This window comes from Streptomyces atratus (assembly GCF_900119365.1).
Classification (GTDB): domain Bacteria; phylum Actinomycetota; class Actinomycetes; order Streptomycetales; family Streptomycetaceae; genus Streptomyces; species Streptomyces atratus_B.
The window spans coordinates 20,079-46,867 of sequence record NZ_FPJO01000006.1 but is presented as its reverse complement, the minus strand read 5'-3'; the positions used below and the strand labels follow the sequence as shown (position 1 = coordinate 46,867).

Genomic DNA, 26,789 nt, shown 5'->3' with positions numbered 1-26,789 from the left:
CTGACCTGGAGCCCTTCGACTTCACCGAGCCAGCCGCTGCCGCGGGCCTCGCGGACGCGCTCGCGGAGGTTCTGGATGATCTCGACGAGTCGAGATCGCCCGGCGCACGGCGGAGGGCAAGACCAAACAAGAGATCATCCGCTGTCTCAAGTCACAGTCGGACGACGGGGACAGCCACGGTCGACACGCCGACTTCCGGAACCAACCTGGCCGGGACACGCCTCTGTTGAGTCAGACCGCGGACGGACACCGGACCGGCGACATACCCAGGGAGAGCCAGCCCCGAAGAGCGGCAGACGGTTCACGAGTCACCCGGACCGGCGTCCTACGGCACGCTACGAGCGGCCAACCCGACCGCGTCCCGCTTTCCCCATATAAGTCGGCGGTTCACACCGCGCTGAACCGGGGCCTGCCCCTCAGGTCGTCGGGCCGGAACGCTGCAGGGCCGCGGCGTTCCGTTTCCAGCCGGACCACAAGGTGGCATCCGCGCAGTAGCCGCAGTCCGGGCCGAAGAACATCCGGCCAGCCGCTTCATCGCCCATCAGCCAATAGCGGAACCAGGCGGTGGCCGGGGCACGGAAGTCCCCGCCGTCGCCGATCGAGTCGAGATGGCCGGCGCCCCGGACCTCACCGTAGACGGCAGGGACGTGGTCGGAGTCCTGGTACATCGCCTTCACCAACGCCGGCCACACGATGTGGTCCTGCTGCCCGGCCAGATAGAAGACGGGCTCGTCCATCAGATCCGGATCGGTCAGGGGACCCGGCTGGATGGGCACAGCGGTGATCACCCGTGGATCGATCGCCGCATTGACGGCGGCCGCGCCACCCTGCGAGTGACCGGCGGAGCCGATGTGCGCCAGATCCACCTTGTGGTAGTAGGGACTTGAACTGTCTGCGTTCCGTTGCTCCAGCACGTCGATGCCCAGGCGCATACTGATCGCGTAGTTGGAGGTCGGCGTATTGGCGGCAGCCACGATGAAGCCTTGGCTCGCCCAGTGCCGCAGCAGCGAGCTGTACACCCCGGGCACCGCGCCTGTGCCGTTCCCCCAGATGATCACCGGGTGGGACTCGCCCGACTGCCCCAAATTCTGCGGCCGGTAGAAGGTGTGCACAAGCCCGACATCCACACTCACGGCGTACGGCCCCGGTGCACCCCAGTCAGTGCCGACGGACGGGATACTTCCCGCGGCCGCTGAAACCGCCGACGGCGACCGAGCCGCGTCACTCGCCCCGACGGCGCCTGCGGACGCCCCAGGCGCCGCACCTACCATCAACACGACGGCGGCCAGAAGCCCGCCAAACGTACGCCGCCTTCTTATGCCTGACATGGCAACTCCTCCACGGATACGGCACGTTGCGCGTCCTCGCATCGTGACCAGAGCCATGATGGGATCTTGTGTTGCTCCTGTCTGTCTACAGGCGCCCAGTCGTCACGCCAGATTCCTGGGCGTCTGCACAACGCCGCTCCACGTAGTTCAGGGGCGGGCGTTGCTCTGGCTGCCTGGCCCAGCGGCCGTCGCCATAGCGCCCGGGCCACTCGTGCTTTTGCTCGCAGCTACTCAGTCGCGTACGACTCTGCGTGCTCAGCTGCGGCCGGGTGGCGAGGCCGGCGGACGAAATGGGACGACGTTGTCGGCTGCCGGCGCCTCCGACGTGGAGGAGCGCGGTGGTTCCCGGCCGCGGCCGGGCCGGTGACGATCAGGGAGGGCCGTGCGGTCGTCGTCTGGCGGCGGCCGAGGATCACCAGGGTGCGGACGCTGGTGGCGAGGGTGTCGATGACCGGGGTGCGGAGGGTGACGAACGCTGACTGCCTGGGGCCCGCTGTGCGGGCAGAACGGCGCGCCTGCCGCGCCTCTCACCCCTGTTGGGAGCGCCGTGCCGCCGGGCTCGGGCGGCGCCTTCTTTCTGGCAGCGGGCAGATACCTGCCCGCGCGGGAGGGCGGCGTGCCGTGTCGCCGGGGTTCAGCCGGCGGTGGTCGGGCGGGCGGCGGCGGTGATGAGGTCGGCGAACGTCAGCGGGACGCCCGGTCCCGCGGTGGCTGCGGGCTCGTCCGAGGACGCGGCGGTCAGGCCGTCGAGGGCCAGGTCGAGGTGGCGGTGGAGAAGGGAACCGTCCGGGTCGAGGCGGTCCAGGCCGCCCGGCAGGGGGCGGGAGAGCCGGATCGAGAGCAGGACGAGGTCGCCCATGCCTACGTCGCGGCGGAGCCGGCCAGTCTCGTGTGCGGCCTGGATCAGGGTTTCGACGGTGTTCGCGGCCCGAGTGCGGATGAGTACCAGCTCCTCGTCGACCACAAGGCCTTCGAGGAGCACGAGGATGGCCGCGCCCATCCGCAGGTCCGCCGCCGCGTGGACGAAGCGGCGTACCGCCGCGAAGGCGTCGTCATCCACCGCCGCAGCTGTTTCCGCAGCACTCTCCAGTCGCGTGAGCAGGTCGCCCGTCAGGTCCCTGACGAGCGCTTCCCGGTCCGGGTAGCGCCGGTAGAGCGTGGCCGGTCCGACTCCGGCCCGGCGCACGATCAGATCCAGCGGCGCGTCGAGGCCGCGTTCCAGGAAGACCTCACGGGCCGCGTCGAGAATCCGTCGCCTGCTTCGTACCGCATCCGCCCTCATGGCACACCACCTTTCGTCGCCCAACTAAATCGGAGAGTTTCTCTCCGCTATGTTATCGTCCTGAAAGCGGAGAAAATCTCTCCGCTTAAGGTTCATTGTGAAAGGGGCATGCCATGAGTGGCGCGCTGACTGTCCGGACCGTGATCGACGGCACCGAGTACTCACAGGACGACATCCGCCGATGGGAGCTGGACCGCGCCCGCACCGCGCTCACCCTCCTCAAGAACCGGATCGGGGACGAGCTGATGCGGGAGCTGCTCACCGAGGACCTCCGGGCGGCGGACCGGGCGATGGCACCGCTGCCGGGCGCCTCGGACGGAGCATGGCGGTCCGCCGTCACCGAGATGGAAATCGACGGGATCGACGCCGACGGATTCCTGACCTGGTGGCAGGGCCGGCTCGCGAGCGCCGACCGGGGTGCGCTGCTCGCGGCCAACCCGGAGCACTACCTCGCAGACTCCGCCGACGGCGTGGTCGAGATCATCGAAACCATCGGCTCCCGACCGCTGCGCTTCTTCCTCACCTTTCACGAGGGCGTCGCGGTCGAAGGCGAAGGCCACGAGACGTATCCCGTCCGGATCGGCGGCACCGGCAGGCTCGCCGACGGAACCGAGGTCGCGCGCGTCATGCACGAGTTCGGGGACGGTCCGCGCGGCCTGCGCATCCGGCTGACGATCCAGTTCCCCGCGAGCGCGCCGGAGCACGTCTTCACCGGCCACAAGTGGCACTTCGCCTGCGAGTTTCTCAACTGGCTGGAAGCCGCACACGCAGCCCAGTAACGACGGCCGAACGGCGGTGGGGAACCCTTTGCGCTGCCGGGTTCCCCACCTCGCGGTCCCAAAGGCACGCTCACACCAACGAGGTCATCCCTCATGCGGACCAGAAAGCCGCCCACGGATCCGGGCACACCCCTCTCGACGACAACCATCCCGATACGAGCGACCGCCGCCGGTCGAACCCCCACCGCCGACCTGCCTGTGCGCATCCTGTGCACCGACATGGAACGCCACCGCAGTGTTCACGGCAGAGGCCGGAGCCATCGTCGCCGTGACGCTCATGCTCGGCGCCTTCCTCAGCCGCCCCTCCACCCGACGGCTCCTGCCGTACGCCGTGGGCCTGGCCACAGCACTCGTCATCGCGCCCCGCCATCCCGCTGCTCCGCGCCCGCTCGCCCGGGACGCTGCTCCGCGCTTGCCGTGCCGTCGGGATGATTCGATGGCTGCATTCCTGACCAGCACGCCAGTTCCGGCTCTGGGTGCGTGGTTTGGAGTCATCTGGCTGTGCGGATCGGGAGGTTCGGGGGTGAGGCGGGGAGGGAGAATGGGGCCATGGCGGTGTGCAAGAAGTGTGGCGTGCGGAAGCGTCGTTGGCCTCGTTCCTGTTCCCAGTGCCGTTCCGGGCCGGACCGGGCGGAAGCGGCCGGGGATGCCGCCGAGCTGGCCGTGGAGACAGGACTGCTCGGGTGGATCGGGCGAGGGACCATGGGAGTTGTGCGGCTGGTGCTGCGCGCGTTCGACTGACCGGGCCTACGCGGGCGTAACCCCCAGGGCAGATCGGGGGTGGCTCCGGGGTGGATCAGGGTGGTCACCGATGATCACCGGGGGCTGTCGGGCGGAGAGTTGGTCCAGCGCGAACACCGCGCCGATCCGAGTCGCCTTCGCCGCCCCTGGAGCTGTCGATGACCACACGTCCCCGCGCTCTCCGCCGTCGCACTGTCACCGCCTTGGCTCTGGCCGCACTCACGTCCGGTCTGGCGGCAGCGCCCGCGGCCACGGCCATGCCTCGCGCGGTCACCGCCCACAACTCCTCCCCATACTCGACCGGCACCCGCGACCCTGCCGCCGTGAGAACGCTGCTGGCCACCCTCCCCGACGGAGTGACGGACGCGGCTCTCGTACGCGTTGCCGGCCGGGGCATGCGCACCCCGTTCACGGGGACGGCCGGACCAGTGGCGACGGACGCCCGGTTCCCGGTGGGCAGCGTGACCAAGATCTTCACCGACGCGGTGGTGCTGCAGCTGGTCGCCGAGCACAGGATCGGCATCGACGAGCACGTCCGCCCCCACCTGCCCGGACTGATCCCCGCCGCCTACGGCGACGTGACCGTACGCCAACTCCTGGACCACACCAGCGACCTGCCCCGACCGGTCCGGGTTCCGCTCGATCCGCACGGAGTGGTGGCCGCCTCCTTCGAAGCGGACGCCTCGGCCCGCCCGGGCCATATCCCGGCCCCGGGAGACGTCCAGCAGTACAACGGGCTGAACAGCTTCGTTGCCGGGTTGCTCGTGGAAGAGGTGACCGGCCGGCCCTTCGTCCATGAGCTCGACCGGCGGATCCTGTGGCCACTGGCCCTCCGCCACACCGCGCTCTCCGAGGACCCGACGATCGCCTGGGCCTGGGCGGAGGGCGGGCTGTCGTCCACCGCGGCCGATCTCGACGCGTTCCTGAAGGCCCTGCTGGACGGACGGCTCCTCCCGCCGACACAGCAGAAGCACCTCTTCGAGGTACCTGCGGTGTCCAGCGCCGGCGAGAACACCAGCTGCCCCACGTCCGCGGCATGCTTCAGTGCCGGCGGCCTGATGAGAATCGAACTGAACGGCACCAAGGTCTGGGGCAAGACCGGTTCCAGTGGCGGCTGGACCAGCGGCGTCTTCGCGAGCACCGAACACCACCTCCGGACGGTCTACACCCTGCGGCCCGACGCCCTGGCCACTCCCGCGCAGCAACGTGCCCGGGTCGAGTCAGTGGTCGAGGCGGCCCTCACCACCACGAGGCCACTGGCCGGCTACTGAACTCGATCGGGCGCTGTCGGGCTGTACCTCGGACAGCGCGCAGATGGCTTCGGTGGTCCTGGCGCGGTGAGATATTCGCAGGGTGCGGGTGTTGTCGAGCCATGTGCCGAGCTTGACGACCACGATCCCGTCGGTACCTGTCTGACGGCCCGACGGGTTTGTCGTACCCTCCGCCACGCCCTCCAGGTGTTCGACGTGCTTACGAGGCACTCTCAGGTACCCTTCCCGATCGCGGAACTGCCGGGCTGCCGCCAGATCGACCGCCCACATATCGTCTTGCGTCCGTTTCACCGGGCGTTCGTCGTCCCCGGCCGCCTCGATCCCGATCACGTTCTCCAGCAGCCTCGAGCGTCCCCAGGCGCTACCCGGTGTCCCGGCGCCCCCGTATCGCGGTGGAGCGCCTCTGTCTCGTGCTCGCCCGCCTTCTCGGCGTGCTCCGTCTCGCTGACTCGGTCAGCTGGTCAGTCGTGTGAGGGGCGTGAGGGAGCGCGCGGGGCGCGGCGGCGAGCGGGGGAACGAGGGGCGGCAGGGAAGAGGTGCGGGTGCGGGCCCGGGCTGGGGAGTTATCGCCCACGCCGAACCCGGCCATGTCCCCGAAGACGCACCGCACGGCACCGACCTCGCAGCCGCACTGCTGATCACCCGCGATCAGGACCAGGAGGGCGTCGCCGAACCGGCGCGGCCAGCCGGTTCGGTTTCGGTGACTGGCTGGTCGACGACGGACACCCGGGAGCCGCTGTCAGAGGGACTTCACGGCGTTGACCATGGTGTATCCCATCTTGTCCCGGCACAGGGCGAGGATGCGCGGGTAGACGGTGTCGAGCTGCGCCATCGCGTCGGTGCCCACCAGCTCCGCGATCTGGGCGCGCCTCGCGGCGAACAGGCGGGGGATGAGCTCATAGGTGGGCTTGAACTCCCGGGACATGTCGCGCGTGCCGTGGATGGTGAAGCCGGCCTCGCCGAGCATGCGGGAGTAGTCCTCGGGCCCGGCGGGAAGGCGGGAGAGGGCGAACGCGGCCTGGAAGAGCTGGACTTCCTCGGGCGTGAAAGGCTTGGCTTCGTAGCAGTCCGCGAGGACGAAGCGGCCCCCGGGCCGCAGCACCCGCCGGACCTCGCGGATCGCGGCGGGCCGGTCAGAGAAGTGCGCGAACGACTCGATGGCCCACGCTGCGTCGAAGGTCTCGGACTCCTGGGGCAGGGCCATGGCGTCCGCCTGCTCGAAGGCGACGCGGTCGGACAGTCCTGCCTTCAAGGCGCGGTCGCGGCCGGCCCGGACCTGCGCGGCGCTGACCGTCACGCCGAGCACGCTCGCGCCCGACTCGGCACCGATCCGGACGGTGGGCCGGCCGGTGCCGCAGCCGACGTCCAGCATCTGCTGTCCCGGCAGCAGCCCGACCTCGTTGATGAGGCTGCCGGTCCAGGAGTCCTGGGCCCGGGTGAGTTCCTCCCACATCTCGTCGGCCGTCAGCTCCCCCGTCTGCGTCCGTACGCCGCCGGACCACATGCCCAGGTGCATGCTGTCGCCCATGGTCAGGCCGTACAGGCCTCCGAAGCGGTCGTACCATTCGCCGACATCCCGGGCCGATGGATCGCTCATGTCCAAGTCCTCGCTTCCGCGCGGCCCACCGGGTGGGGTGGTGCCGCCGGGCCGACCCGGCCGATCGACCCCTCTGCCCCCACTACTTCCCCAAAACCGGCGAGCAGTGCGGCCACACGGCGGGGCGCACGGAAGCACGAATGGAGTGTGAGGTGTGAGGCTCACCGGTGGTGTCGCTGGGGTGTTCGGCTTGGTGCGTCGTTGACGTGCAGGCGTGTCCGGGCTGTTCAAAGGGCGGTTGATTACTGAGGTTGAAATCGTGGTGTCGTAGAGGCTGACGGTTGGTTGTCCGCTGCGGTATCACCGGGGCATGCGGTATCCACAAGGGGGCGGGCTGACCGCCGAACGGCAGCAGTTCCGCGAGGGGTTACGGCCCGCCGGTCCGCGACCGCGGCCAGCGCTGCGAAGCCGTCCGGAACACGTCGTTCGCTGACTACCTGCCGCAGGTTCTGCGACTGGCGCGTCATCAGCCACTCCAGCTGGGACGAATTACATCAACGCAGACCAGCGTGAGCGCGCCCGAGGAAAGCTCGGCCCAGTCGCCCCTCCCGTAGCGGCCGTCGCTGATCGCCGCGACCAGGTGATCGCGCCAGCCGCGGCCCAGCCCCGGGGAGTCGGTGGGGTGGCCGTCGTGGCGGCGTCACGTGGCTTGACCGGTATGTAGTTAGCTGCCATATTAATTTTATGAGTGACGAGGATGCGAACCCCGGCGCTGTGCCCACGCTTGATCAGGCGCGGCGCCAGATCGCGCGGTATGGGCTTGATGCCGACCCGCAGGCGGTGCTTGTGGCGGTGCGCCTGATGGCTGCCGGGGTGCGGCTGGACCGTGCGTCCGAAGTGCACTTCTCTCGTTTCGGGCTGTCGACCGGGCGCTACCGCCTCCTGGTGGACCTCGAGGACAGCGACGGAGAGAAGTCGCCGTCGCGGCTCGCGAAGAGCCTTGGCGTCTCGCGCGCCACGGTGACCGGCCTGGTGGATGGGCTTGAGCGCGAGGGCCTCGTGACCCGCCGCGCGTCCACGGAGGATGGGCGGGGTGCGGTGGTCGTGCTTACGGCGCGCGGTGCCCAGCGACTGCGTGATATGGCCGCGGACCACTTCGCGCGCCTCCAGGCGCTGGTCGGCGGACTGACCGCCGACGAACGCGGGCTGTTCCTGGACCTGCTGGAACGGATTACGCAAGGGATCGGTGCACTGACCGCCGAGTAGCGTCCCGCGCCGCACGAGAAGCGGCCGCCTTGTCTGGGTGGCAGTCCCTCTACGCCCAAATAGTTAGGCCCCTAATAATTCTTTTGAGGAGTGCACGTGAGCCTTACCCGCAACAAGGCCGCCAAGCGCGGTTTCGCTGCACGTCCGTTCACGCTCTGGAAGGAAGTTGCAGTCGCCTACCTGGCCCCCGCGCTCACAGCCGGGCTCGGCGGAGTCCTCAGCGGGCAGCCCGAACTGACGACGGCCGCCTTCACCTCCATCGGGGCCACATCGGCCGTGGTGGCCTTCATCGTCGGCGGGTGGCTGCACCGCCGGGGCCAACCGCGCCGGTGGACGACATCGGTGCCGCGTCCGGTGATCACCATCGGACTCGGCACTGCCGCTGCCGGAATCGCGGGCCTGGCCGGGTGGTTCGCGTCCGGCTGGTTGCCGGCACACACGTCGCTGCCCGATGCCGGGTGGCCGGAGCGGCTGCGGATCGACCTGCCGTTGTCGGCCGCCCTGGCGACCACGATCGTCACCTGGCGATGGCACGGCATGGCATCCCGGCAGCAGAAGTGACCCGGCCGATCTCCACCCGTTTCCCTGGACCCACCAAAACCACGAAAGGCACACTGTGATCACCATCATGGGCGCGACCGGCGCCACCGGCGGCGCGCTGCTCCGGCGCCTGATCGAACTGGACATCCCCTGCCGTGCCGTCAGCCGTACTCCGGCCAAACTGTGCGCCGCGATTGGTGTGGAAACGCCGGTCGAGGTCGTCGGTGCGGACGCCGCGGATCCTCGCGCGCTCCGCACCGCGTTCGACGGCTCCACACAACTGTTCCTCGCCATGGCCAACAGCCCGCGTCAAGTCGCGCTGGAGATCAACGCGATAGACGCCGCAGTCGCGTGCGGGGTACGGCACGTCGTCAAACTCTCTGCCCCAGCAGCCGAGCCCGACTCACCGGTCGCCGTCTCGCGCGGGCACTGGCGGGTTGAGGCACACCTTGCGGCAACCGGCTTGGTGGCCACGCTGCTTCGGCCGTATGCGTTCATGCAGAAGCTGCTCCTGAACGCTCCGGCGGTCGCCCAGGGAGTGCTCATCGGGGCGATGCGCGACGTGCCCTGCAACTACATCGACGTCCGGGACGTCGCCGACGTCGCCGCGGAGACCCTCCTCCGCCCCGGCCTTGACGGGGCCACGTACGCGCTGACCGGCCCGCAGGCCTTCAGTCATCCGGAACTCGCTCGTCTTCTCGGTGAGCTGACGGGTCGGCCCGTCCGCTGCATCGACCTGCCACCGGACGATTTCCACGGCCATCTCGTCCGAACCGCGCACATGCCGGACTGGCTCGCGAGCCATGTCGTGGAGATCCAGCAACTGGCCGTCGCGCGTCCGGAGTCCCCGAACGACACCGTGGAGACCATCCTGGGCCGGCCCGCCCGGACACTCGACGCCTTCGTTCACGAGCATCTCGCCATGTTCGCGCCAGTCGCCTGACCGGCATCTGCTGGTGGCCGGGCGAGGCAAGGGCGGTCAGTGGATCCCGGCTGTGGTCCACGCGGCGTGGATCCGTTCGTAGGCGGTCTGGACGTGAGTGTCCTGCGGTGTGTTGAGGGCGGTGGCGGTGGCGAGTGTGCGGACGGCGGGGACGTCGAGCAGCTGAAGCTTCTCCTTGATGTTGGACACCTGGAGGCTGGGACGTGAGGTTCCAGAGGAAGTAGTGCCAGGTGGTAAGCAAGAGCAACCGCAGTAGGCGGTATACGGAGGAGTTCAAGCGCGACGCGGTCGCGCTGGTCCGGTCCTCCGGCAAGACCGTCACCGAGGTGGCCCGGGAGATCGGGGTCAGCGCCGAGGGAGTGCGGAACTGGGTCAAGCAGGACACGATCGACCGCGGGCAGGGGGCGCCGGGCGAGCTGACGAGCGCGGAGCGGGAAGAGCTGCGGCGGCTGCGGCGGCAGAACCGTGAGCGGGCCGAGACGATCGAGGTGCTGCGAAATGCGGCGGTCTTCTTCGTGAAGGAGAGCGATCGATGAGCGAGGTGTACGCGTTCATCGAGGCGGGGAAGACCACCCGCGGAGTCGCTCTGTTGTGTCGGCAGCTGAAGGTGGCCCGGTCCTCTTTCTACGCCTGGTTGGCCAGCGAGCAGGCCCGCGCCGCCCGCCGGGCCGCCGACGACGCCCTGGCTCACGAGATCACCCTCATCTGCTACCGCAGACTCGCCAAATGAGATGACGTCCAAATGAAATCTGTTGTGGGGCTTGGCAGTCGGCCCGTAAGCCCACGCTGACACGAGCACAGCGCAGATTTGGGGGTTATCCCCACCTCTGGAGGGGGCCCACCCACCTCGACGCCCGGCGTGGTGGCAACAAGGATCTGGATCTCCAAGGACTCGCACGTCGCGGCTGCTGGCCGGCCGGAAACCTGGGGGATCGACATGAGACTCGCACGTGGGCTCTGCCCTCGCAGACTGCTGTTGCTGCTGTCGGCATCCTGCGTCGCCCTGATGTTGCTGTCACCGACGGCTGCGGCTACCCCGACAGACGACCGACCCGCGTCGACTGAGGTGTCGTTCACAGGCGCGGACGGTGTGCGCCTGTACGGGACGGTGTTGAGCCCCACGGCAGTTGGCGGGGATCGGCCCGCGCTGGTGATGGTGCCGGGTGCGGGTCCCGGTGGCCGGTCGGAGTTGCGGGCCGCGGCCGAGTCGTACGCCCGGCATGGCATCGTGGCCCTGATCTATGACAAACGCACCACCGGGTACTCCACTCTGCACCGCGACTACTCCCTGCTCGCCGATGACGCGCTCGCTGCGCTTCGCTTGCTGCGTGACCGGCCCGGCGTCGACCGGGCCGGGACTGGGATGTGGGGACTGTCCGAGGGCGCGTGGGCGGTGTCTTTGGCGGCGAACCGGTCGGCGGACGTGTCGTTCGTGATCACCGCGGGGGCGGTCGGCATGGAACCTGCCCGGCAGCAGGCATGGGCCTACGGTGAGTACCTGGCTCATGCGGGTGTCTCCGGCTCGCTTCCGCACACCATGCAGGGTTCCTTCACCCGGCAGCTCGTCGGCGCGGGCCTGTTCCCGGAGGCCGACTACGACCCGGTGCCGACGTGGCAGCACGTCCGCCAGCCGGTGTTGGCCGAATGGGGCACCCTCGACCGCGAGGCCGCTCCGCAGGAGAGTTCTCGGATCATCGCCCGCGCACTGTACCGGGGTGGCAACAGGCATTACACCATTCGCTTCGTGCCGGACGTGCGGCACAACCTCAACGCGACCCGCGACCACGGTTTCGACCGAATCTCCCGACTGCCGTCCGACTACGCCGACTTCGAAACGGCATGGATCGAGCGGCTGAGCCGCGGACTGCCGCCCCGGAGCATCGACCCGGCACCGCACCAGCAGCGGCAGACCCGGGCCCTGCCGTCGCCGGTCTGGTACGACGCCGGCCAGGTCCAGCTGGCGGCCCTGTGTGTCCTCGCGATCGGTTTCGTCGGGTATCCGCTGTGCGCGCTCGTTCGCCGCGTCGGCAAAGGGCGCGGTCGGGTTCCGTCTCTGCGTGCCGCACGGTGGCTTTCCGGGACCGGCCTCGCGGTGATCGTGGGGATGCCCATCTATCTGCTCTTCCTCGCGCTGACCGCCGCGGGTGTCACCGGTCCTGTCCTCCTGGGGCGCACACTGCCCTGGCTCGCCCTGCAGCTCCTGGCCGTCGCCGTGGTGGGGGCAACCGTGTGGACGGGGGTGTCGTGGTGGCACGGGCGAGGGAGGGCCGGCCGAGCCGAGAGTGTCCGCCTTGGTCTTCAACCGCCAACGGTGTACCACCGGGCGCGTACAGGATCTGATGAACCATGACGCAGTGGCCCGGTGGCGCGCCCCCTCAGCGGAGCTCAGGGGAACTCAAGGGATGTAGCGCACACTCTGCAGCCCGGATCACCGCCCGCCGAACCTGACAGCAACGCCAGTTTTCTGCGCCGTTCCTACCGGCCCTCCGACTCCTCTGTCACCGCATCGGCTAGCCCGCGGAGATCATCGGTTGGGCGCGGGAGTGTGCCCAGTACGGCGATGCCTGCCGCCAGTGCTGCACGCGCGGTTGCAGACAGCCCCGTCGCTCCTGCGGTGCGCGCGACAAGGAAGTGCTCCTCAGCAGCCCTACGGCCAAGCTGGAGGCCGCGCCAGGCAACGGTGCGGCGCTCCTGCTCGTGGAGGTTCAGGTCCAGTGCGAGTTGGTCGGCAGGGGGCGTTGGCGGAGGACCGTCGAGGTCCGCGACGGCACGTGCTTGGCGCGGGCGTCGAGCGCGGCGGTCGGTTCGTCCATGACGAGGACGGGGGCGTCGCGGTGGAAGGCGCGAGCAACGGCGATGCGCTGTCACTGTCCGCCGGACAGGTCGTGCCCCGCGGTCGTACTACGCTTCCCAGGTGACGAAAGCCACCGAGTCCCAGGACCCGCGACCTGCCGCCCGGGGCCCGGCCGCCGTGCAAGGAGGGCCGCCCGACCAGGGCCGTCCGGCCAACCAGGGGCGCCGGGTCGCGGCCCGCAACCGGACCGCCCTCATCGCCGCCGCCCGCGAGGTCTTCGCCGAACAGGGTCTGAACGCACCTCTGTCCGCTGTCGCCCGCCGTGCCGGGGTGGGACAGGGCAGCCTGTACCGGCACTTCGCCGACCGGCTCGCGCTGGCCTCCGCCGTTCTCGACGAGAACGTCCGGCAGATCGAGCGGGCCGCAGCCGAGCCCGGCGGGAGCCTGGCGAGCGTCCTGGGTGTGATCACCTGGCACCTGAGCCGCTCGACGGCGTTCGTCGACCTCCTGCGGGTTCGCGGCGAGCAGGCCCGCACCCTGTCCGAGCGCGTTCGCACCGCCCTGAGCGGGTGCCTGCCCGTCGACCATCGCTTGTCGGCCGACGACGTCATGCTCGCCGTGGCCATGGTCTCTGGAGCCATCGGCGGCCCCACCCCGGCGGAACGAGAGCGCTTGGCCCTGCGGGCCTGGCGGCTGCTCGGCGTCGAGGTGGGACCGTTGCAGCCCTTCGAGGCGGCCGTCGACGAGTAACGGTCAGCCGCCGTTGGACTGGCGGATGCCCTCAGCGAGCGCGGTGAACCTGTAGACGTACCCGCCGTCGGAGCCGCTGACGGTCATGTAGGCCGCCTTGCCTCCCTGGGCGATGGCGACGTTTGTCGCCGACTGCAGACCGCCGGCGTCCTCGGCGGGGACCTCGACAGTGGCGAGGCGCTCCCCGTACTTGCTGTAGACGGCCATGGCCGGCCGGCCGTGCAGCGCCTGGTAGAGGTTGCCGGCAGCGTCCACGGCGATGGAATCGGTCTGGGCCAGGCCGCCGTCGACATGGATGGCCCTGTGCTGCGAGGTCACGGCGGTCTTGTCGGCGTCGAGCGACAGGTAGGAGATGGTGTCCTCGGTGAGCTCGCTGATCCACAGGCCGCGCACCTCGGGGTCGAACATGATCCCGTTGGGGTGGGCGAGCCCGTCGGCCAGGACGGTCGTTCCCGTGCCGTCGCGTTCGATGCGCACGATGCGCCCCTCGGTGTCGCCGGGCTCGGTGCCGTGCGAGTCGCTCACGTACAGGTTGCCCTCGTCGTCGAAGGCGATGTCGTCCGGGGTCATCCGAGAGCCGTTGACCTCGCCGGAGAAGAACGTGCGCGGGTCCGAGCCGTCCCGCTCGACGCTGACGACGGAACCGGTGGTGAAGTCGGTGAGGTACAGACGCCCGTCGTACGGGCTGACCTGCGCGGAGGTGTAGGCACCTGTTTTGTCGGTGTAGATGCCCTGGCGCTCACCGGTGGCTACGTCGACAGAGATGACCTTGGGTTCGCCCGGGGGCGCGGTGACGTCCACGACGTACAGGTCGCCATTCTCCATCAGGACCGGGCCCTCCAGCAGGGTCATGCCAGTGGCCTCGTGCACGTCGGTCACGTGCGCGACCTGGGTGGCCCGGATACCTCTGCCCTCTCCGGACGGTGAGGAGTTCGAGGCCGGGTCGGCGCCGGCCTCCGTGCCGCATCCGGTCAGTGCCAGGAGTCCGACGGCTGCCAGACCTGCCAGGGCTCGGGGTGTGCGGTACGTGGTCACGGGGGCGAGGGCCTGTTCGCTCTGTCCTTCCGAAGCCAGCAGACCGCGCAGGACCTGCCCTGCGGCAGGATCCGCCAGCCAGTCGCGCAGCGGTGAGGCGGGGGTGGGGTTCGACATCGCGGGCCTCTCGTGTCGTGGTGCTCGGGCAGGGCCGCGTATGCCCGGGCCCGCCCCAACCGGACAGTGTTGTCCGGTACTTGGGTTACGGTACCCGTGACCGCGCGGGATGCCGCGAGGAGACTGCCCCACCCCACGCGGCCGGCCAGCGCACCTCCCCCCGAGAGAGGAATCCCCCCATGACCCTGCCGCAGTGCGACACCCCGCCCACCCCGCAACGGACCGCCGACCTGCGCGAGCGCTACCGCATCGAGCGGGAGCGCCGCGTGCGCCCCGAGGGGCCGGGCCAATACCGGCCGACATCCGCGGAGTTCGGCTACTTCGCCGCCGACCCGTACATCGGCGCGGTGCCGGAGCGCGAACCGCTGCACGACACCGTGGACGTCGCGGTCGTCGGCGGCGGGTTCGGCGGGATCCTGGCGGGCGCGCGCCTGCGCCGACAGGGTGTGGCAAGGGTGCGGGTCGTCGAGAAGGGCGGCGACTTCGGCGGCACCTGGTACTGGAACCGCTACCCGGGCATCCACTGCGACATCGAGTCGCACGTTTACCTGCCGATGCTCGACGAGACCGGCTACGTACCCGAGTGGAAGTACGCCCCGGGCGAGGAGATCCGCAGGCATGCGGTGCGTATCGCAGAGCAGTTCGGCCTGTACGAAGACGCTCTCTTCTCCACCGCCGTCACCTCCCTTGCCTGGGACGAGGCAGCGCAGCAGTGGGTGGTCGCCACCGACCGCGGCGACGAGTTCCGCGCCACCTACGTCATCACCGCCACCGGCACCCTCACCGAGCCCAAGCTGCCCGGCATCCCCGGCATCGAGGAGTACCGGGGCCACACGTTCCACACCTCCCGCTGGGACTACGGCTACACCGGTGGCAGCCCCGAAGGTGGGATGACGGGCCTGGCCGGCAAGCGGGTCGGCGTCATCGGCACCGGCGCCACCGGCGTGCAGGTCATCCCCATGCTGGCCGAGGGCGCCGGACACCTGTACGTCTTCCAGCGCACCCCTTCCTCCGTGGACGTTCGCGGGCAGCGGCGCATGACGCCGCAGGAGGCCGGGGCGGACCGTGGGGGCTGGGCGGCCGAGCGCCGGGAGAACTTCCTGCGGATCGTCTCCGGGGAGCACGCCGAGCAGGACCTGGTCGCCGACCGCTGGACGGAGTCGGCCGCCCTGCTTGAGAAGCTCCTGCCAAGCTTCCGCCGCGACGGCGAGCCGGACTTCGAGGTCGCCTACGAGGCCGCTGACCACACCACGATGAACGCCATCCGGGACCGCGTGGCTGCCGAGGTCACCGATCCCGCCACGGCCGCGGCCCTCCAGCCCTGGTACCGGTACGCGTGCAAGCGCCCCACGTTCTCCGACCGGTACCTGCCCACGTTCAACCGGGACGACGTCACGCTCGTGGACACCGCCGACAGCCACGGCATCGAGCGCATGACCGCGCGCGGCGTCGTCGCGGGCGGCGTGGAGTACGAGCTCGACTGCCTGGTGTTCGCCACCGGGTTCTCCGTCGGTGTCTCCGGCATCACCTCCGGAGGGCTGCCCGTGATCGGCCGCGACGGGGTCCGGCTCCTCGACGCGCGGGCGCAGCACGGCCCGCGCACCTTGCACGGCTTCACCAGCAACGGGTTCCCGAACCTGATCCAGATGGGCTCGATGCAGAACGCCAGCAGCGTGAACTTCACGCACATCCTGGACGAGCAGGCCGTGCACGCCGCCGCCCTGGTCGGCGCCGCGGAGGAACACTGCGCCGTCGTGGAGCCCACCCGCGAGGCCGAGGACACCTGGATCGGCATCTGTGCCCAGGGCGCCCCCGACCACGAGTGGTTCCACGCCGGGTGCACCCCCGGCTACTACAACCGGGAGGGCCGCGGCCGCCCGAACGGTCCCCTCGCGTACCCGCACGGGGCCGTCGCCTTCCACGACCTCCTGCGCCGCTGGCGTGAGGAGAACATCACCGAGGTGCTGCAGGCCAAGGCCTCCGCCTCGGTCTGACGCCCGCCCAGCGTGCCCCGCCCGGGGCACGTCGGGTGGGCCGGGAAGGCGTCAGGTCTTCCGGCGACCCGTCACCTCGACGACGCACGTGATGAACTCACCGGAGTCGGTGCTGGAGCCATGCCTTCGTCCCAGTAGTAGGGGAGCCGCGCGGCGTTCCGGACCGACATCGCGGAGACCGTCGCCTTTCTCGCCGGACCCGCCCGCTGGATCAACGGTGAGACTCTGTTCGCCAACGGCGGCCTGGCCTGACGCCTCCATCCCGCCGGAAACTGCTCATTCTCCCGCACCACGCCGAAAAGACATGGCATCCATGCGCACTGCTCGGACCATCGTCATCACCTGTGCCTTCAGCGGCTTCGGGCGGGAACCGGCATCCGGTCGTAGTCATGGGTGGCTCCCGGCAGTGATGAGTCTGAACGCAGGGGGAGTTGACGGCGCACGTATGGCCTCGGCGCCTTGGCGTACGGCCTGGCGGCCATAGTCGACATCTGCTGGGCATACCCCGGACGCCGCCTGGTGCGACGACTGCCTGGTGCCACTCACTGCGCTGGTGGTCCTCGCGGGTCGGCGGTCTCTCCTTCGCGCTCGCCCGTCCGCCTGCGCGGGGACGCTCCGTCCGGCGACGACATGTGACCCGTCGAGGGGCCGGCCTCCGTTTGACAGGGCTCACGGCAACGGTTTACCTACTGTGAGTAGCTAACTAATCACTCTTTGTGATTAATGGTGATTGTGTCATCCCCATACGAATCCGTCGCCGCCCTCCACCCCACGCGAGGAGCCTCACCGTGACCACGACTCCCATCCGTCCCACGGCCGTCCCGTCCATCGAGCAGCTGCCCCAGCCGGAGCTGCGCGGGTCCACCGACATCCAGGGCAACATCCTGGCCGCGTTCAACAAGGACTTCATGGACTTCCGCTACCTGCGCTTCCCGGACGCCGCCAAGGGCCGCGGCTGGCTCTCCGCGATCCTCAACACCGTCGCGACAACCAACGAGACGGAGGACTTCAACGAGCAGTTCTCGCTGGCCCGCCGGGCCTTCGGCCGAGACCCGTCGATCACCACTGTCCGCTGCGGGGTCTCCCTCACCTTCGAGGGCCTCATGATGATCGCCAACAAGCCCGATCAGATCAAGAAGGACCTCAGCACCTTCACGTCGTTCTGCGCGGGCGCGGCCGCACGGGCCGAGGATCTCGGGGACACCGGCGAGAGCGACCCGAGGACCTGGTTGTTCGGGGCCGGGACCGGCGACAAGGTTGTGCACGCCGTCCTCATCGTCGCCGCGGACACCGAGGCGCTGCTGAAGGAGAAGCTGAAGAACCTCGACACGGTCGAGCAGACCCACCAGATCACGCGCGTCCATGTGGACGAGGGACGCACCCTGACGGGCGATCTGAACGGGCACGAGCACTTCGGCTACAAGGACGGCATCTCCCAGCCCGGCGTCAAGGACTTCCACCGCGAGGATGCCGGCCGCAAGGGCTTCCGCGACAACCACGCCGGGACCGAGCTGATCGAACCCGGCGAGTTCGTCTTCGGTCACAAGAGCGAACAGGGCGACCGGAAGGCGCCGGCGTGGATGAAGAACGGCTCCCTCCAGGTGGTGCGCCGCCTTCGCCAGGATGTCGCCGGCTGGAACAAGGCCGTGGTGGACGGCGTCAAGAACTTCACCGGGAACATGGACGCCAACCGGCTCGGTGCCTGTCTGGTCGGCCGGGCCAAGGACGGCACACCGCTCGCCCCGCCGTGCAGCGCCGTGACCGGCCTCGGCTCGGACCGGAACGACTTCGACTACGCGAACGACCCCATCGGCCGGCACACCCCCTGGGCCGCGCACATCCGCCGCACCCATCCGCGCGTCTTCGCCGGAATCGTCGACAAAAAGCCGAGGAGCCACCGCCTGATGCGCCGCGGCATTCCGTACGGCCCTGAGTTCAAAGGCGGCCCGGACGACGGCAAGGACCGCGGGCTGATGTTCGTCTGCTACGGCACCTCGCTGGAGGAGCAGTTCGAACTGGTCCAGCGGCACTGGTCCAACGACGACACGTTCACCCCCGGGGAAAGCCGGTCCGATCAGGTGGTCGCCAACGGCTTCGACAAGGTCACCGGCCTCGCAGGCAAGGCCTCGGTCGAACTCGCGGACGGCACCCTCGGCACGATCGACATGAAGCGCTTCGTCCGCACCACGGGCGCGCTCTACGCCTTCACCCCCTCGATCAGCACGCTGCGGCTGCTCGCCGAGGGCGAGGACCTCCCCAACAAGCCGGTCGGCTCCTGAGCGGCGAGGAGAAGCCATGAACGAGAACCCCACCGTCGAGGGCACGGTCAACGACCGCGCCCGCCGGCGGACCTGCCAGCAGCTGGCCCGCGAGCTGCTGCTGGTCGGTCCGGACGACAAGGACCTGAAGCTGCGCTACCTCGACGTCCTGATCAAGGAGGGCATCCCGGAGACCGACGAGCCCAAGGACGTGCTGATCGTCGGCGCCGGGATCGCCGGTCTGGTTGCCGGGAAGCTGCTCAAGGACGCCGGGCACAACGTCACCGTCCTGGAGGCCAACGCCAACCGGGTCGGCGGGCGGATCAAGACTTTCCGCTCCACCGACGACGAGCAGGACGGTCCGTTCTGCGACCCGGAGCAGTACGGGGAGGCAGGGGCGATGCGCCTGCCCAGCTTCCACCCTCTCACCCTGGCCCTGGTCGACAGCCTCGGCCTGAAACGGCAGCTGTTCTACAACGTCGACGTCGATCCCGACACCGGCAACCAGAACACGCCCGTCCCGCCGGTGGTCTACGAGTCCTTCGAGGACGGCAAGGTCTGGAAGTACGGCGAGGACAGCCCGGACTTCCGCGAGCCCGTCAAGCGCTTCAACAGCTGGATCCGCACCAACCGGATCCAGGCCCGCCGCAGCGAGTACGCCGCCGACCCCAGCAGCGTCAACGAGGGCTTTCACCTCACCGGCGACGAGGTGCGGATCACCGCCGCCGAGATGGTCAACCAGGCGCTGGAGCCGGTCCGCGACTACTACTCGTACATCGAGAACGGCAAGCGGGTGCGCAAGCCGTTCGCCGACTGGCTGGACGGCTGGGCCCGGGTGATCCGCGACTTCGACGGCTACTCGATGGGCCGATTCCTGCGCGAGTACGCGGGCTTCAGCGATGAGGCCATCGAGGCGATCGGCACGATCGAGAACATGACCTCGCGACTGCACCTGTCCTTCTTCCACACCTTCCTGGGCCGCAGCGACATCAACCCGGACGCCACCTACTGGGAGATCGAGGGCGGCAGCTGGCAGCTGCCCTACGCCCTCGCCATGGAGCTCCAGGGGGAGCTCGAAATGGGCGAGCGGATGGTCCGGATGGAGTACTGGGACCCGCGCCGCGACGGCGAGGCCGGCGAGGACGTCGGACCGAACGGACCGCAGGTCGCCGTTCACACCGTGCCCGAGGACGATCCAGAGGCCGAACCCACGGTCTGGAAGGGTGACTTCGCGATCGTCACCGTCCCGTTCTCCGCGCTGCGGTTCGTCCAGGTCTCGCCCCCGTACTCGTACAAGAAGCGCCGGGCGATCATCGAGACGCACTACGACCAGGCCACCAAGGTGCTGCTGGAGTTCTCCCGCCGGTGGTGGGAGTTCACCGAGGCGGACTGGAAGGACGAGCTCGACTCCATCGAACCCGGCCTGTACGAGTACTACCAGCGGGCCGGCGAGGAGGACGCCGAGGCGGCCGCGACGGTTGCTTCGGCCGCGCACAACGGGCACCGGCCGCCGCTCGATCCACCGAGGGTGCTGCTCGGCGCCCACCGGAGCGTGGACTCCAGCCGGATCAGCCAGGAGCAGTTCGAGGTCTTCCGGCACACCCCGCTGCGCCGGGCGAGCGTGCGCCCCGCCACCAACTGCTTCGGCGGCGGTTCGACCACCGACAACCCGAACCGCTTCATGTACTACCCCTCGCACCCGGTGCCCGACAGCGACGGCGGCGGCGTGGTGCTGGCCGGCTACAGCTGGTCGGACGACGCGGTGCGCTGGGACTCGATGGCCGACGCCGAGCGGTACGTGTACGCGTTGCGCAACCTCCAGTCGGTGCACGGCCGGCGGATCGAGGTGTTCTACACCGGCTACGGCCAGACCCAGAGCTGGCTGCGCGACCCGTACGCTTTCGGCGAGGCGGCGGTGTACACCCCGCACCAGATGACCAGCTTCCACCTCGACGTGGTCAAGCCGGAGGGCCCGGTGCACTTCGCCGGCGAGCACGTATCGCTCAAGCACGCCTGGATCGAGGGCGCTGTGGAGACCGCTGTCCGCGCGGCGATCGCCGTGCACGAGGCACCCGCGCCACCGCCCCGCGCCAAACCGGAGATCCGGCCCGAGGCGCGGACCGGCCGCGCACGCAGAGCGGAGGTACTGAGCAGATGAACAGCAACGACGAATGGACGGTGGGTCGTTACCTGGCCACCAGGCTGGAGCAGTTGGGCATCCGGTACCTGTTCGGGGTGCCGGGCGACCACCTCGGCCCCTTCCTGACGATCATGCACGCCACCACCGGGGTGCGCTGGGTCGGCACCCCGACCGAGATCGGCGGCGGCTACGCCGCCGACGCCTACGCCCGGGTGCGAGCCGCCGACGCCGACCTCGCCAAGGGCGAGCAGGGCGTCGCTGCCGTCGCGGTCACCTATGGTGTGGGCGCTTTCAGCCTGCTCAACCCGATCGGCGGCGCGTACGTCGAGTACGTGCCGGTGATCGCGATCAACGCGGCGCCGTCGTACGAGCAGTGGCTCAACTACCAGGCGGTCGGTCTGCTCACCTCGCACATGAGCCAGCGCCGGGAGAGTAATCTGGAGGTCTACCGGCAGGTCACGGTGGACGCGCAGGTGATCTCCAACCCCGGACTCGCGCCCTCGCAGATCGACAGCGCGATCACCGCCGGCCTGACCGAGCGCAGGCCGGTCTACCTGGAGGTGATGGACGACCTCTGGAATGCCCCGTGCGCCGCACCGCAGGGCGAACTCCGTCGCCAGGAACGACCGTTCACCAAGAAGCACGAGGAAATGCTCGCCAAGGCGGTGGAGGCCTCGGTGAAGCTGGTCGAACGGCTCGGCACGCCGGTGCTGTGGGCGGGGGAGGAGATCGAACGCAATCGGCTGGAGCGGGAACTGGTCTCGCTGGTGCAGCTGACCGGCATCCCGTTCTGCACCACCGTAGGCGCGAAGTCCGTGGTCTCCGAGAACACCCCGGGCTTCACGGGCGTCTACAACGGCAAGGCGAGCCTGCCGGAGGTGCGCAAGGCATTCATGGCCGCCGGGTGCCGGATCGGCCTGGGCACCTGGTCGACGTCGAAGAATCTCGGCGGCGAGAAGTCGATCGGCGACGACTGGATCGTGGCCGCCCGCGAGGGCGTCAGCGTCGGCGCGCAGTACTTCCCGGACGTCCAGCTGGCGCGGTTCGTCCCGGCGCTGCGGGACGCGCTGGGTGTCGCTTTCGGCAAGCGGGCGTTCGAGACCGACCTCTACGCGCTGGCACATGCCAAGGACCGGCAGGTCCCGGCGAACACGATCGCCTTCCTGACCGGCCTGAGCGGCACGGACTACCCCGAGGAGCTCACGTACGACGGGTTCTTCCAGCACATGAACGCTTTTCTGCTGAGCCAGGCGCAGGGCGACGGCCCGGAGGCCACCTCGCCGTTCACGGTGGTCTCGGACGCGGCGTTCGCACTGCTGGGCTCGATGAATCTGCGGATGGCGGAGCGGGCGAGCTTCGTGGCGCAGAACAGTTGGCTGTCCATCGGCTACTCGGTCGGCGCGGCCACCGGGGTGGCGCTGGGCCGCCAGCAGCCGCTCAAGCGGCCGCTGGTGTTCGTCGGGGACGGCTCGTTCCAGGAGATCTGCCAGGAGCTGTCCACGCATGTGCGCCACCACCTGCGGCCGGTGGTCTTCGTCCTGGACAACGAGGGCTTCTACGGCATCGAGCAAATGCTGGTCAGCCCCTGCTACTACAAGGAGAAGCCGTCCGACGGGGCCGACTTCTACAACGTGCTGCACTCGTGGCAGTACGAGAAGCTCGCGGAGGTCTTCGGCTCGGAGAAGGACCGGATGCACGGGCGGGAGCTCACCACCCACACCCAGCTGGAGTCACTGCTGCTCGACATCGCCGATCCGGGCAATGACATCAACCGCGCCCCGATCCTGGCCCGGGTCCGGCTCAGCCGGCACGACTACCCGCGGGCACTCCAGTACAAGATCGACGAGAAGTGCAAGTAGCCGCCGTACGGCCCCCCGCCCCCCGCCCCCCGTCCGAGGGCCGGGGGGGCGGTCTTCTGGCCAGGCGTGAGCCCGAGCTTGTGGGTGTGGGCGATTGCGGTGAAGCCGGTGACGATCACGGGGTCGTGTCAGTCGTTGTCCAGGTCGCCGAAGCCAAGGTCCGTGAGGGCCCCGATGAGCAGGAGGGTGGCTCTGCGGGTGTTTCTGTTGCGCACGTGATGCTCGACGACGTCGTCTTCCGCGAGGTCACCTTCTGCGCATTCATCGCCGGGCAGGTCGCAGTGGATGACGCGTGCACGTCCGCGTTCGGTCATCACCTCCGTCAACTCCCGTGCTTCCTGCACGGGTAGGGACCAGGATCTACTGGAACTCCAGTCTCGGAGACAGGGGGGGTGTTGTCAGGCGGCGAGGTCGACGTCGTCGGGGGCGCGTGGTTCGTAGAGGGCGCCGGTGCGGATCATCGCGTGGATGACGTTCACGCGCTGGCGGGCCAGGCGGAGGATGGCCTGGGTGCGGGTCTTGCCGCGTGCGCGCTGACGGTCGTAGTTGACGCCCCTGCCGGGCAGGGACGTCAGGAAGTGGACGGTCTTTCGACGCGGTCCGCGCACGTCGCCTACCGCACGGCGACGTGATCCCCGGTCGACGACTTTGCCCCGGAGGTGGAGTTCCCGTAGTACGTCCACCGCCATGTCCCCGGCCCGGTGGCCTTCACCGTGGTCTTGAGCGCCCCCGTTTTACTCGACGTCGCTTTCTTGACCGTTGTGTACGAGGAGGCGCCCGCCGCCTTGAACTGCAGGCTGACCGTTCGGCCCGCGTACCCCTGGTACGTGTGGGTGTCCCAGTTCGCCCGTGTGACCCGCCCGGTCACGGTGATCGTCTTCCCTTTCGCGACCGGCTCCGGCGAGGCGTTGACAGTGACGCGTGTGGCCCGCTTGACCTGCAACGGGAGGTCGTTGTCATCAGTGTCGTGGGCGTCGCCGGCGAGAAAGACCCGAGCAGCAGTTCGCCAGGTGCCGGCGTCCTCGTTCCCGAAGTCATGGTTCTGCGGGTCGATGTACAGCCATTCCTCGAAGTCGCAGATTCCTTTCGCCCTGTCCACGACCTTGCAGTCGCTGGTGATGATGGAGCTGTGCAGGGTGTCCCCAGTGTCGGGCTTCCCCCGGTAGGGGAACACCGTCGGCCCGAAGTCGTATCTGAGTTTGGTCGTCATCCGGAAAACCGCATGCACCTCGACCTCCTCCTTGACCCCGATCACGATCGGCTTCCCGCCGTTCACCGAGACCCGGGTGAAGGAGACCCCGCCCTCCGCCGCCCCAGCCGGCACCGCCGCCACCCCTGTGAACACGACCGCCGCTCCACCGGCCACCACCGCTTTCCACATCGTCTTCCCCATCTTCGAGCTCGCCCTTTCCCCTGCAGCCTGGACCGAACGCGTAGGCGCCCCGGAGCCGGAGGCTCATCCTCGCGGCTGACTGTGGGACAAGAGAGGGCTGTACGGGGTTGTACACGGTGCGGCAACGATTTGATCACCACGGCACCGCTTGGGGCCGATCCCCGACGCTGAGCGGGTGGCCTATGCCTGGGACGGCGTCGCCGCCGCGATCGGCAATCACCCGGCTCTTCGAGCTGCAGCTCGACATCGACGACGCAGAGCACGAGCGCCGTCGCGCCGTCGGCCTGACCGCCGCCACCGGCCACGGCTTCGGCGGCCTGGACGTCCTGATGGCACTCCCGCACGGCTTCCCCGTTCTTGTCGCAGACCTCACCGATCACCAGCGCGCGTATGTACGGGGGCCCCGGCGGGGATCTGCACGGTCAGCGGCGGGAACGTCACCAATCACATCTACTACAAGCGGTGAACATCAGGTCCCGGGAGGCGGCGGACACGTCCGTCACGGTGCGTGCGGGAACTGAGCGGGCACCGGACCGCACCCTTGTGACCGACCAGCCACCCGGGGTTCACGCGGACACGGGGCCGCCCGGCGGGTCGTGGCGGATGTCGCCGCGGGCGAGAAAGTCCTGGAGCTCGCGGTGGCGGAACTGGTAGGCGATCCCGGCGGTGCGCATCAGCCCCGCGTCGCAGCACCAGTCGAGGAAGCGGCCGAGGCGCCAGGGCAGTGGCTGGTCGGACCACCAGCGGCGAGTACAGAGCAGGAGAGCCACGTAGCGGACCCCAGCCGCTCCGAGGGCCGGGCCGGCGCCTGTCCTGAACAGGGGTCCGAACGCGCGCCAGGGCCTGAACAGCACGTCGAGCGCGCCCCGGTAGCCGCATCTGAACAGGCGGTTGTAGACCAGAGCGAGCACCCGCCCGCCACCGAGGCCGAACAGGGCCATGTAGATGAACACCGCCCCGAACGCGAGGACGGGGCTCAGGGCGAACCAGTAGAAGGGGACGAACCCGAGCCCGACCACGAGGCCGGTCACGAGCCCGGTCACCAGGTCGTCCCGCACCATGCGGCGCGGCGACGCGAGCCCGTGCGGCCTGCGGATCTCGGGTGCGTCCGAGAGCACGCCCGCCAGTCCGGCCCCGACGGTCGCCCCTCCGACGAGTCCCACCACCGATCCGTACACGAGCCCGATCACCAGTCCGACGACGTTCCCGATGTCGAGCACGACGACGAGCCCTCCCCAGAAGAGCCCGCCCACGAGCCCGTTCACGAGCTGGCGTCGTCCGACACGCGTTCCGACCGTGGTGCGTTCCAGCCGGGACGGGATCGGCCAGGGAGGGATTCCCACGAGAAGGCTGCCCGCCGCCATGAGCGTCACGTTCGTCACGTACACGCTCCACGCGTCGAGCAGGCCCGCGGGCAGGTCGGCAACGGCCCACACCGCGATGGTCAGGAGGACGTGGACGGTGCGAGCGCGGCGGTGGCCGGTGAGCGGCCACAATTCGTGGAGCACGAGGTCGGTGTTCGACAGACGGCGTCCGGCCACCTCGCGGGCACCGGTGTTGGTGCGCAGGTGGCGGGCGAGGACCGTCATCCAAATACGCACCTGCTGCCGCGTGTAGGGCGCGGTGGTGTCGTCCATCGGGGAGGCACCGCGGATGTACAGATCCAGCAGGTGGTCCCGGATCTGCTCGGGGGTTCGCAGGCCGCGTTGACGGAGCTCCGCGGGATCACGAACCCAGCCGTGCTCGGGGTCGCGCTCGTCGTAGACGGCGAGCGCCAGGGTCAGCCGCCAGGGGGTGGACAGGCCCCGGGCCAGCGGGCTGTCCGGGGCGGCGCGGAGTGCGTCCAGGACGGGTGCCCAGCGGTCCGGGTCGATGGCCCGGGCGGTGACGAACGCCTCGGCCGCGGCTGGGCTGACAGGGGCGATGTCGATACGGGAGGCGTCCTGCGCCCACAGACTCACGTGTTCGAGAGCGGCGTACGGGGTGCTGCGGCAGGTGAGGACGAGCTGGCCCTTGGCGGTGCCGTGGAGGTAGTTGTTCATGGCCTCCAGGGCGGCCGCGGCGCGGGAACCGAGCCCGGGATCCTCCCTGGCGTCCATCTCGTCGAGGCCGTCGAGCACCGGAAGGACCAGACGGGCTCTGACGAGGGCGGCTGCCGCGGCGGGGCGTAGCCGGTGTACGCGGGCGAGCTGGTCGGCTAGCCAGTCGTCGAGCTTGGTCGGGCCGGGGTCGAAGGTGGACAACGACAGCCGTACGGGAACGGGGCCGCCCGGCGTTCGGTCGGCGAGCAGAAGCAGCATGAGGTGGAGGGCGAGCACCGTCTTACCGGCTCCGGGCGCGCCGGTGATGACGAGTCGGCCGGACCCAAGAGCGCGGTAGTAGGCGGCGACTTCCTCCAATGTGCCGTGGGGTGCCGCGTCCGCGGCCTGGTGGGCACGGGAGGGCAGGTGGACGAACTCGATGTCGATGGTGCGGTCGCTGCCGCCGAGAAGTCTCTGGCGGGCTTCCTCCTCGCGTTGCCTGATGTCGACGGCGAGGCGGTCGGCGAGCCCGGCGGCGTCGGTGTCCTCCCGGGCCTGGGAGGACCTGGCCTGGTCCAGGCCCGCTACCGTCAGCATCAGACCGACCATCCCGACCGCCAACCCGCCTGGGTCCACGTCCCCGGTTCCCGCCCGGACGGCTATGGCGACCGACACCACCAGCGCCGACACCGTCAGCGCCGACCAGCCCCACCGCGTGGGGCGTACGGTGTCGGACATTCC

22 protein-coding genes and 3 pseudogenes are annotated in these 26,789 nt (G+C 69.5%); 14 read left to right on the top strand and 11 right to left on the bottom strand.

What is annotated here, in order from left to right; genetic code table 11:
* Nucleotides 1-416: 416 nt before the first annotated feature.
* Complete coding sequence (locus tag BT364_RS12845; RefSeq protein ID WP_256259732.1) at nt 417-1,127, bottom strand: poly(ethylene terephthalate) hydrolase family protein; 711 nt, start codon at nt 1,125-1,127, stop codon at nt 417-419.
* 835 nt (nt 1,128-1,962) lie between these two features.
* Nucleotides 1,963-2,610: a TetR/AcrR family transcriptional regulator gene (locus tag BT364_RS12835; RefSeq protein ID WP_072485288.1), complete on the bottom strand. Its 648-nt coding sequence runs from the start codon at nt 2,608-2,610 to the stop codon at nt 1,963-1,965.
* 113 nt (nt 2,611-2,723) lie between these two features.
* On the opposite strand from BT364_RS12835, the gene BT364_RS12830 reads away from it, so the two are divergent.
* Entirely contained in the window at nt 2,724-3,389 is a 666-nt protein-coding gene (locus BT364_RS12830) for a hypothetical protein (RefSeq protein WP_072485287.1), read from the top strand.
* An 899-nt stretch (nt 3,390-4,288) separates the two neighbouring features.
* Nucleotides 4,289-5,401: a serine hydrolase domain-containing protein gene (locus BT364_RS12820; RefSeq protein WP_072485286.1), complete on the top strand. Its 1,113-nt coding sequence runs from the start codon at nt 4,289-4,291 to the stop codon at nt 5,399-5,401.
* Here BT364_RS12820 and BT364_RS40935 read toward each other — a convergent pair.
* Together BT364_RS40935 and BT364_RS12815 are read right to left on the bottom strand one after the other, a co-directional pair.
* Nucleotides 5,351-5,731 carry a hypothetical protein gene (locus BT364_RS40935; RefSeq protein ID WP_143166481.1) on the bottom strand — a complete coding sequence of 127 codons (381 nt, stop codon included), beginning with the start codon at nt 5,729-5,731 and terminating at the stop codon, nt 5,351-5,353. The two genes, BT364_RS12820 and BT364_RS40935, sit on opposite strands and share 51 nt — an antisense overlap.
* Before the next feature lie 409 nt (nt 5,732-6,140).
* Nucleotides 6,141-6,998 (bottom strand): class I SAM-dependent methyltransferase, encoded by an 858-nt coding sequence (locus BT364_RS12815; protein ID WP_072485285.1) that lies wholly within the window; start codon nt 6,996-6,998, stop codon nt 6,141-6,143.
* Nucleotides 6,999-7,682: 684 nt separating this feature from the next.
* Between BT364_RS12815 and BT364_RS12810 the strand changes: the two genes are divergently transcribed.
* The 3 genes from BT364_RS12810 (at nt 7,683) to BT364_RS12800 (ending at nt 9,687) form a co-directional block, all read left to right on the top strand.
* Nucleotides 7,683-8,204, top strand: coding sequence for a MarR family winged helix-turn-helix transcriptional regulator (locus BT364_RS12810; protein WP_072485284.1), 522 nt, complete (start codon nt 7,683-7,685; stop codon nt 8,202-8,204).
* Between the two features lie 96 nt (nt 8,205-8,300).
* Nucleotides 8,301-8,765, top strand: a complete 465-nt coding sequence (locus BT364_RS12805; protein WP_072485283.1) for a hypothetical protein — start codon at nt 8,301-8,303, stop codon at nt 8,763-8,765.
* A 55-nt stretch (nt 8,766-8,820) separates the two neighbouring features.
* Complete coding sequence (locus BT364_RS12800; protein ID WP_072485282.1) at nt 8,821-9,687, top strand: NmrA family NAD(P)-binding protein; 867 nt, start codon at nt 8,821-8,823, stop codon at nt 9,685-9,687.
* A gap of 36 nt (nt 9,688-9,723) precedes the next feature.
* Here BT364_RS12800 and BT364_RS41485 read toward each other — a convergent pair whose 3' ends face one another.
* On the bottom strand, nt 9,724-9,876 hold the full coding sequence (locus BT364_RS41485) for a hypothetical protein (RefSeq protein WP_177328108.1): 153 nt from the start codon (nt 9,874-9,876) through the stop codon (nt 9,724-9,726).
* Between the two features lie 41 nt (nt 9,877-9,917).
* Here BT364_RS41485 and BT364_RS12795 point away from each other — a divergent pair, with 41 nt between their 5' ends.
* The 3 genes from BT364_RS12795 (at nt 9,918) to BT364_RS12785 (ending at nt 12,037) form a co-directional block, all read left to right on the top strand.
* Complete coding sequence (locus BT364_RS12795; RefSeq protein WP_072485281.1) at nt 9,918-10,223, top strand: transposase; 306 nt, start codon at nt 9,918-9,920, stop codon at nt 10,221-10,223.
* Complete coding sequence (locus BT364_RS12790) at nt 10,220-10,417, top strand: hypothetical protein (RefSeq protein WP_079179431.1); 198 nt, start codon at nt 10,220-10,222, stop codon at nt 10,415-10,417. The genes BT364_RS12795 and BT364_RS12790 overlap by 4 nt, the downstream gene beginning before the upstream one ends.
* A gap of 246 nt (nt 10,418-10,663) precedes the next feature.
* Nucleotides 10,664-12,037, top strand: coding sequence for an alpha/beta hydrolase family protein (locus tag BT364_RS12785; RefSeq protein ID WP_143166480.1), 1,374 nt, complete (start codon nt 10,664-10,666; stop codon nt 12,035-12,037).
* A 421-nt stretch (nt 12,038-12,458) separates the two neighbouring features.
* On the opposite strand, the pseudogene BT364_RS12780 reads toward BT364_RS12785, so the two are convergent.
* A pseudogene (locus tag BT364_RS12780) lies at nt 12,459-12,578 on the bottom strand (ATP-binding cassette domain-containing protein); the annotation flags it as partial.
* A 23-nt stretch (nt 12,579-12,601) separates the two neighbouring features.
* Between BT364_RS12780 and BT364_RS12775 the strand changes: the two are divergent.
* Nucleotides 12,602-13,231, top strand: coding sequence for a TetR/AcrR family transcriptional regulator (locus tag BT364_RS12775; protein WP_371268584.1), 630 nt, complete (start codon nt 12,602-12,604; stop codon nt 13,229-13,231).
* A gap of 3 nt (nt 13,232-13,234) precedes the next feature.
* On the opposite strand, the gene BT364_RS12770 is transcribed toward BT364_RS12775, so the two are convergent.
* On the bottom strand, nt 13,235-14,383 hold the full coding sequence (locus tag BT364_RS12770) for an SMP-30/gluconolactonase/LRE family protein (RefSeq protein ID WP_107408219.1): 1,149 nt from the start codon (nt 14,381-14,383) through the stop codon (nt 13,235-13,237).
* Between the two features lie 179 nt (nt 14,384-14,562).
* On the opposite strand from BT364_RS12770, the gene BT364_RS12765 reads away from it, so the two are divergent.
* The 5 genes and pseudogenes from BT364_RS12765 (at nt 14,563) to BT364_RS12745 (ending at nt 22,634) form a co-directional block, all read left to right on the top strand.
* A complete protein-coding gene (locus tag BT364_RS12765; protein ID WP_072485278.1) occupies nt 14,563-16,377 on the top strand; it encodes a flavin-containing monooxygenase in 1,815 nt (604 codons plus the stop codon).
* A gap of 165 nt (nt 16,378-16,542) precedes the next feature.
* Nucleotides 16,543-16,629, top strand: a pseudogene (locus tag BT364_RS42830) (3-ketoacyl-ACP reductase); the annotation flags it as partial.
* 536 nt (nt 16,630-17,165) lie between these two features.
* On the top strand, nt 17,166-18,656 hold the full coding sequence (locus BT364_RS12755) for a Dyp-type peroxidase (protein WP_218172420.1): 1,491 nt from the start codon (nt 17,166-17,168) through the stop codon (nt 18,654-18,656).
* 16 nt (nt 18,657-18,672) lie between these two features.
* Nucleotides 18,673-20,793, top strand: coding sequence for a flavin monoamine oxidase family protein (locus tag BT364_RS12750; protein ID WP_079179430.1), 2,121 nt, complete (start codon nt 18,673-18,675; stop codon nt 20,791-20,793).
* Nucleotides 20,790-22,634 carry an alpha-keto acid decarboxylase family protein gene (locus BT364_RS12745; RefSeq protein ID WP_072485277.1) on the top strand — a complete coding sequence of 615 codons (1,845 nt, stop codon included), beginning with the start codon at nt 20,790-20,792 and terminating at the stop codon, nt 22,632-22,634. Before BT364_RS12750 ends, BT364_RS12745 begins: the two co-directional genes overlap by 4 nt.
* Nucleotides 22,635-22,762: 128 nt before the next feature.
* On the opposite strand, the gene BT364_RS12740 is transcribed toward BT364_RS12745, so the two are convergent.
* The 4 genes and pseudogenes from BT364_RS12740 to BT364_RS12725 all read right to left on the bottom strand — a co-directional run bounded on the left by BT364_RS12740 (nt 22,763) and on the right by BT364_RS12725 (nt 26,786).
* Entirely contained in the window at nt 22,763-22,948 is a 186-nt protein-coding gene (locus BT364_RS12740) for a hypothetical protein (RefSeq protein WP_143166479.1), read from the bottom strand.
* 84 nt (nt 22,949-23,032) lie between these two features.
* Nucleotides 23,033-23,182, bottom strand: a pseudogene (locus BT364_RS12735) (IS110 family transposase); the annotation flags it as partial.
* 65 nt (nt 23,183-23,247) lie between these two features.
* On the bottom strand, nt 23,248-24,027 hold the full coding sequence (locus BT364_RS12730; protein ID WP_072485274.1) for a hypothetical protein: 780 nt from the start codon (nt 24,025-24,027) through the stop codon (nt 23,248-23,250).
* A 566-nt stretch (nt 24,028-24,593) separates the two neighbouring features.
* On the bottom strand, nt 24,594-26,786 hold the full coding sequence (locus BT364_RS12725; protein ID WP_079179429.1) for an NACHT domain-containing protein: 2,193 nt from the start codon (nt 26,784-26,786) through the stop codon (nt 24,594-24,596).
* Between the last annotated feature and the right edge of the window lie 3 nt (nt 26,787-26,789).

Excerpts from the sequence above, each read along its gene's own strand:
- BT364_RS12725 (WP_079179429.1), bottom strand. The coding sequence starts at position 26,786 with ATGTCCGACACCGTACGCCCCACGCGGTGGGGCTGGTCGGCGCTGACG.
- BT364_RS12810 (WP_072485284.1), top strand. The coding sequence starts at position 7,683 with ATGAGTGACGAGGATGCGAACCCCGGCGCTGTGCCCACGCTTGATCAG.
- BT364_RS12835 (WP_072485288.1), bottom strand. The coding sequence starts at position 2,610 with ATGAGGGCGGATGCGGTACGAAGCAGGCGACGGATTCTCGACGCGGCC.
- BT364_RS12765 (WP_072485278.1), top strand. The coding sequence starts at position 14,563 with ATGACCCTGCCGCAGTGCGACACCCCGCCCACCCCGCAACGGACCGCC.
- BT364_RS12750 (WP_079179430.1), top strand. The coding sequence starts at position 18,673 with ATGAACGAGAACCCCACCGTCGAGGGCACGGTCAACGACCGCGCCCGC.
- BT364_RS12740 (WP_143166479.1), bottom strand. The coding sequence starts at position 22,948 with ATGACCGAACGCGGACGTGCACGCGTCATCCACTGCGACCTGCCCGGC.
- BT364_RS12830 (WP_072485287.1), top strand. The coding sequence starts at position 2,724 with ATGAGTGGCGCGCTGACTGTCCGGACCGTGATCGACGGCACCGAGTAC.
- BT364_RS12790 (WP_079179431.1), top strand. The coding sequence starts at position 10,220 with ATGAGCGAGGTGTACGCGTTCATCGAGGCGGGGAAGACCACCCGCGGA.
- BT364_RS12820 (WP_072485286.1), top strand. The coding sequence starts at position 4,289 with ATGACCACACGTCCCCGCGCTCTCCGCCGTCGCACTGTCACCGCCTTG.
- BT364_RS12770 (WP_107408219.1), bottom strand. The coding sequence starts at position 14,383 with ATGTCGAACCCCACCCCCGCCTCACCGCTGCGCGACTGGCTGGCGGAT.
- BT364_RS12745 (WP_072485277.1), top strand. The coding sequence starts at position 20,790 with ATGAACAGCAACGACGAATGGACGGTGGGTCGTTACCTGGCCACCAGG.
- BT364_RS12815 (WP_072485285.1), bottom strand. The coding sequence starts at position 6,998 with ATGAGCGATCCATCGGCCCGGGATGTCGGCGAATGGTACGACCGCTTC.
- BT364_RS12730 (WP_072485274.1), bottom strand. The coding sequence starts at position 24,027 with ATGGGGAAGACGATGTGGAAAGCGGTGGTGGCCGGTGGAGCGGCGGTC.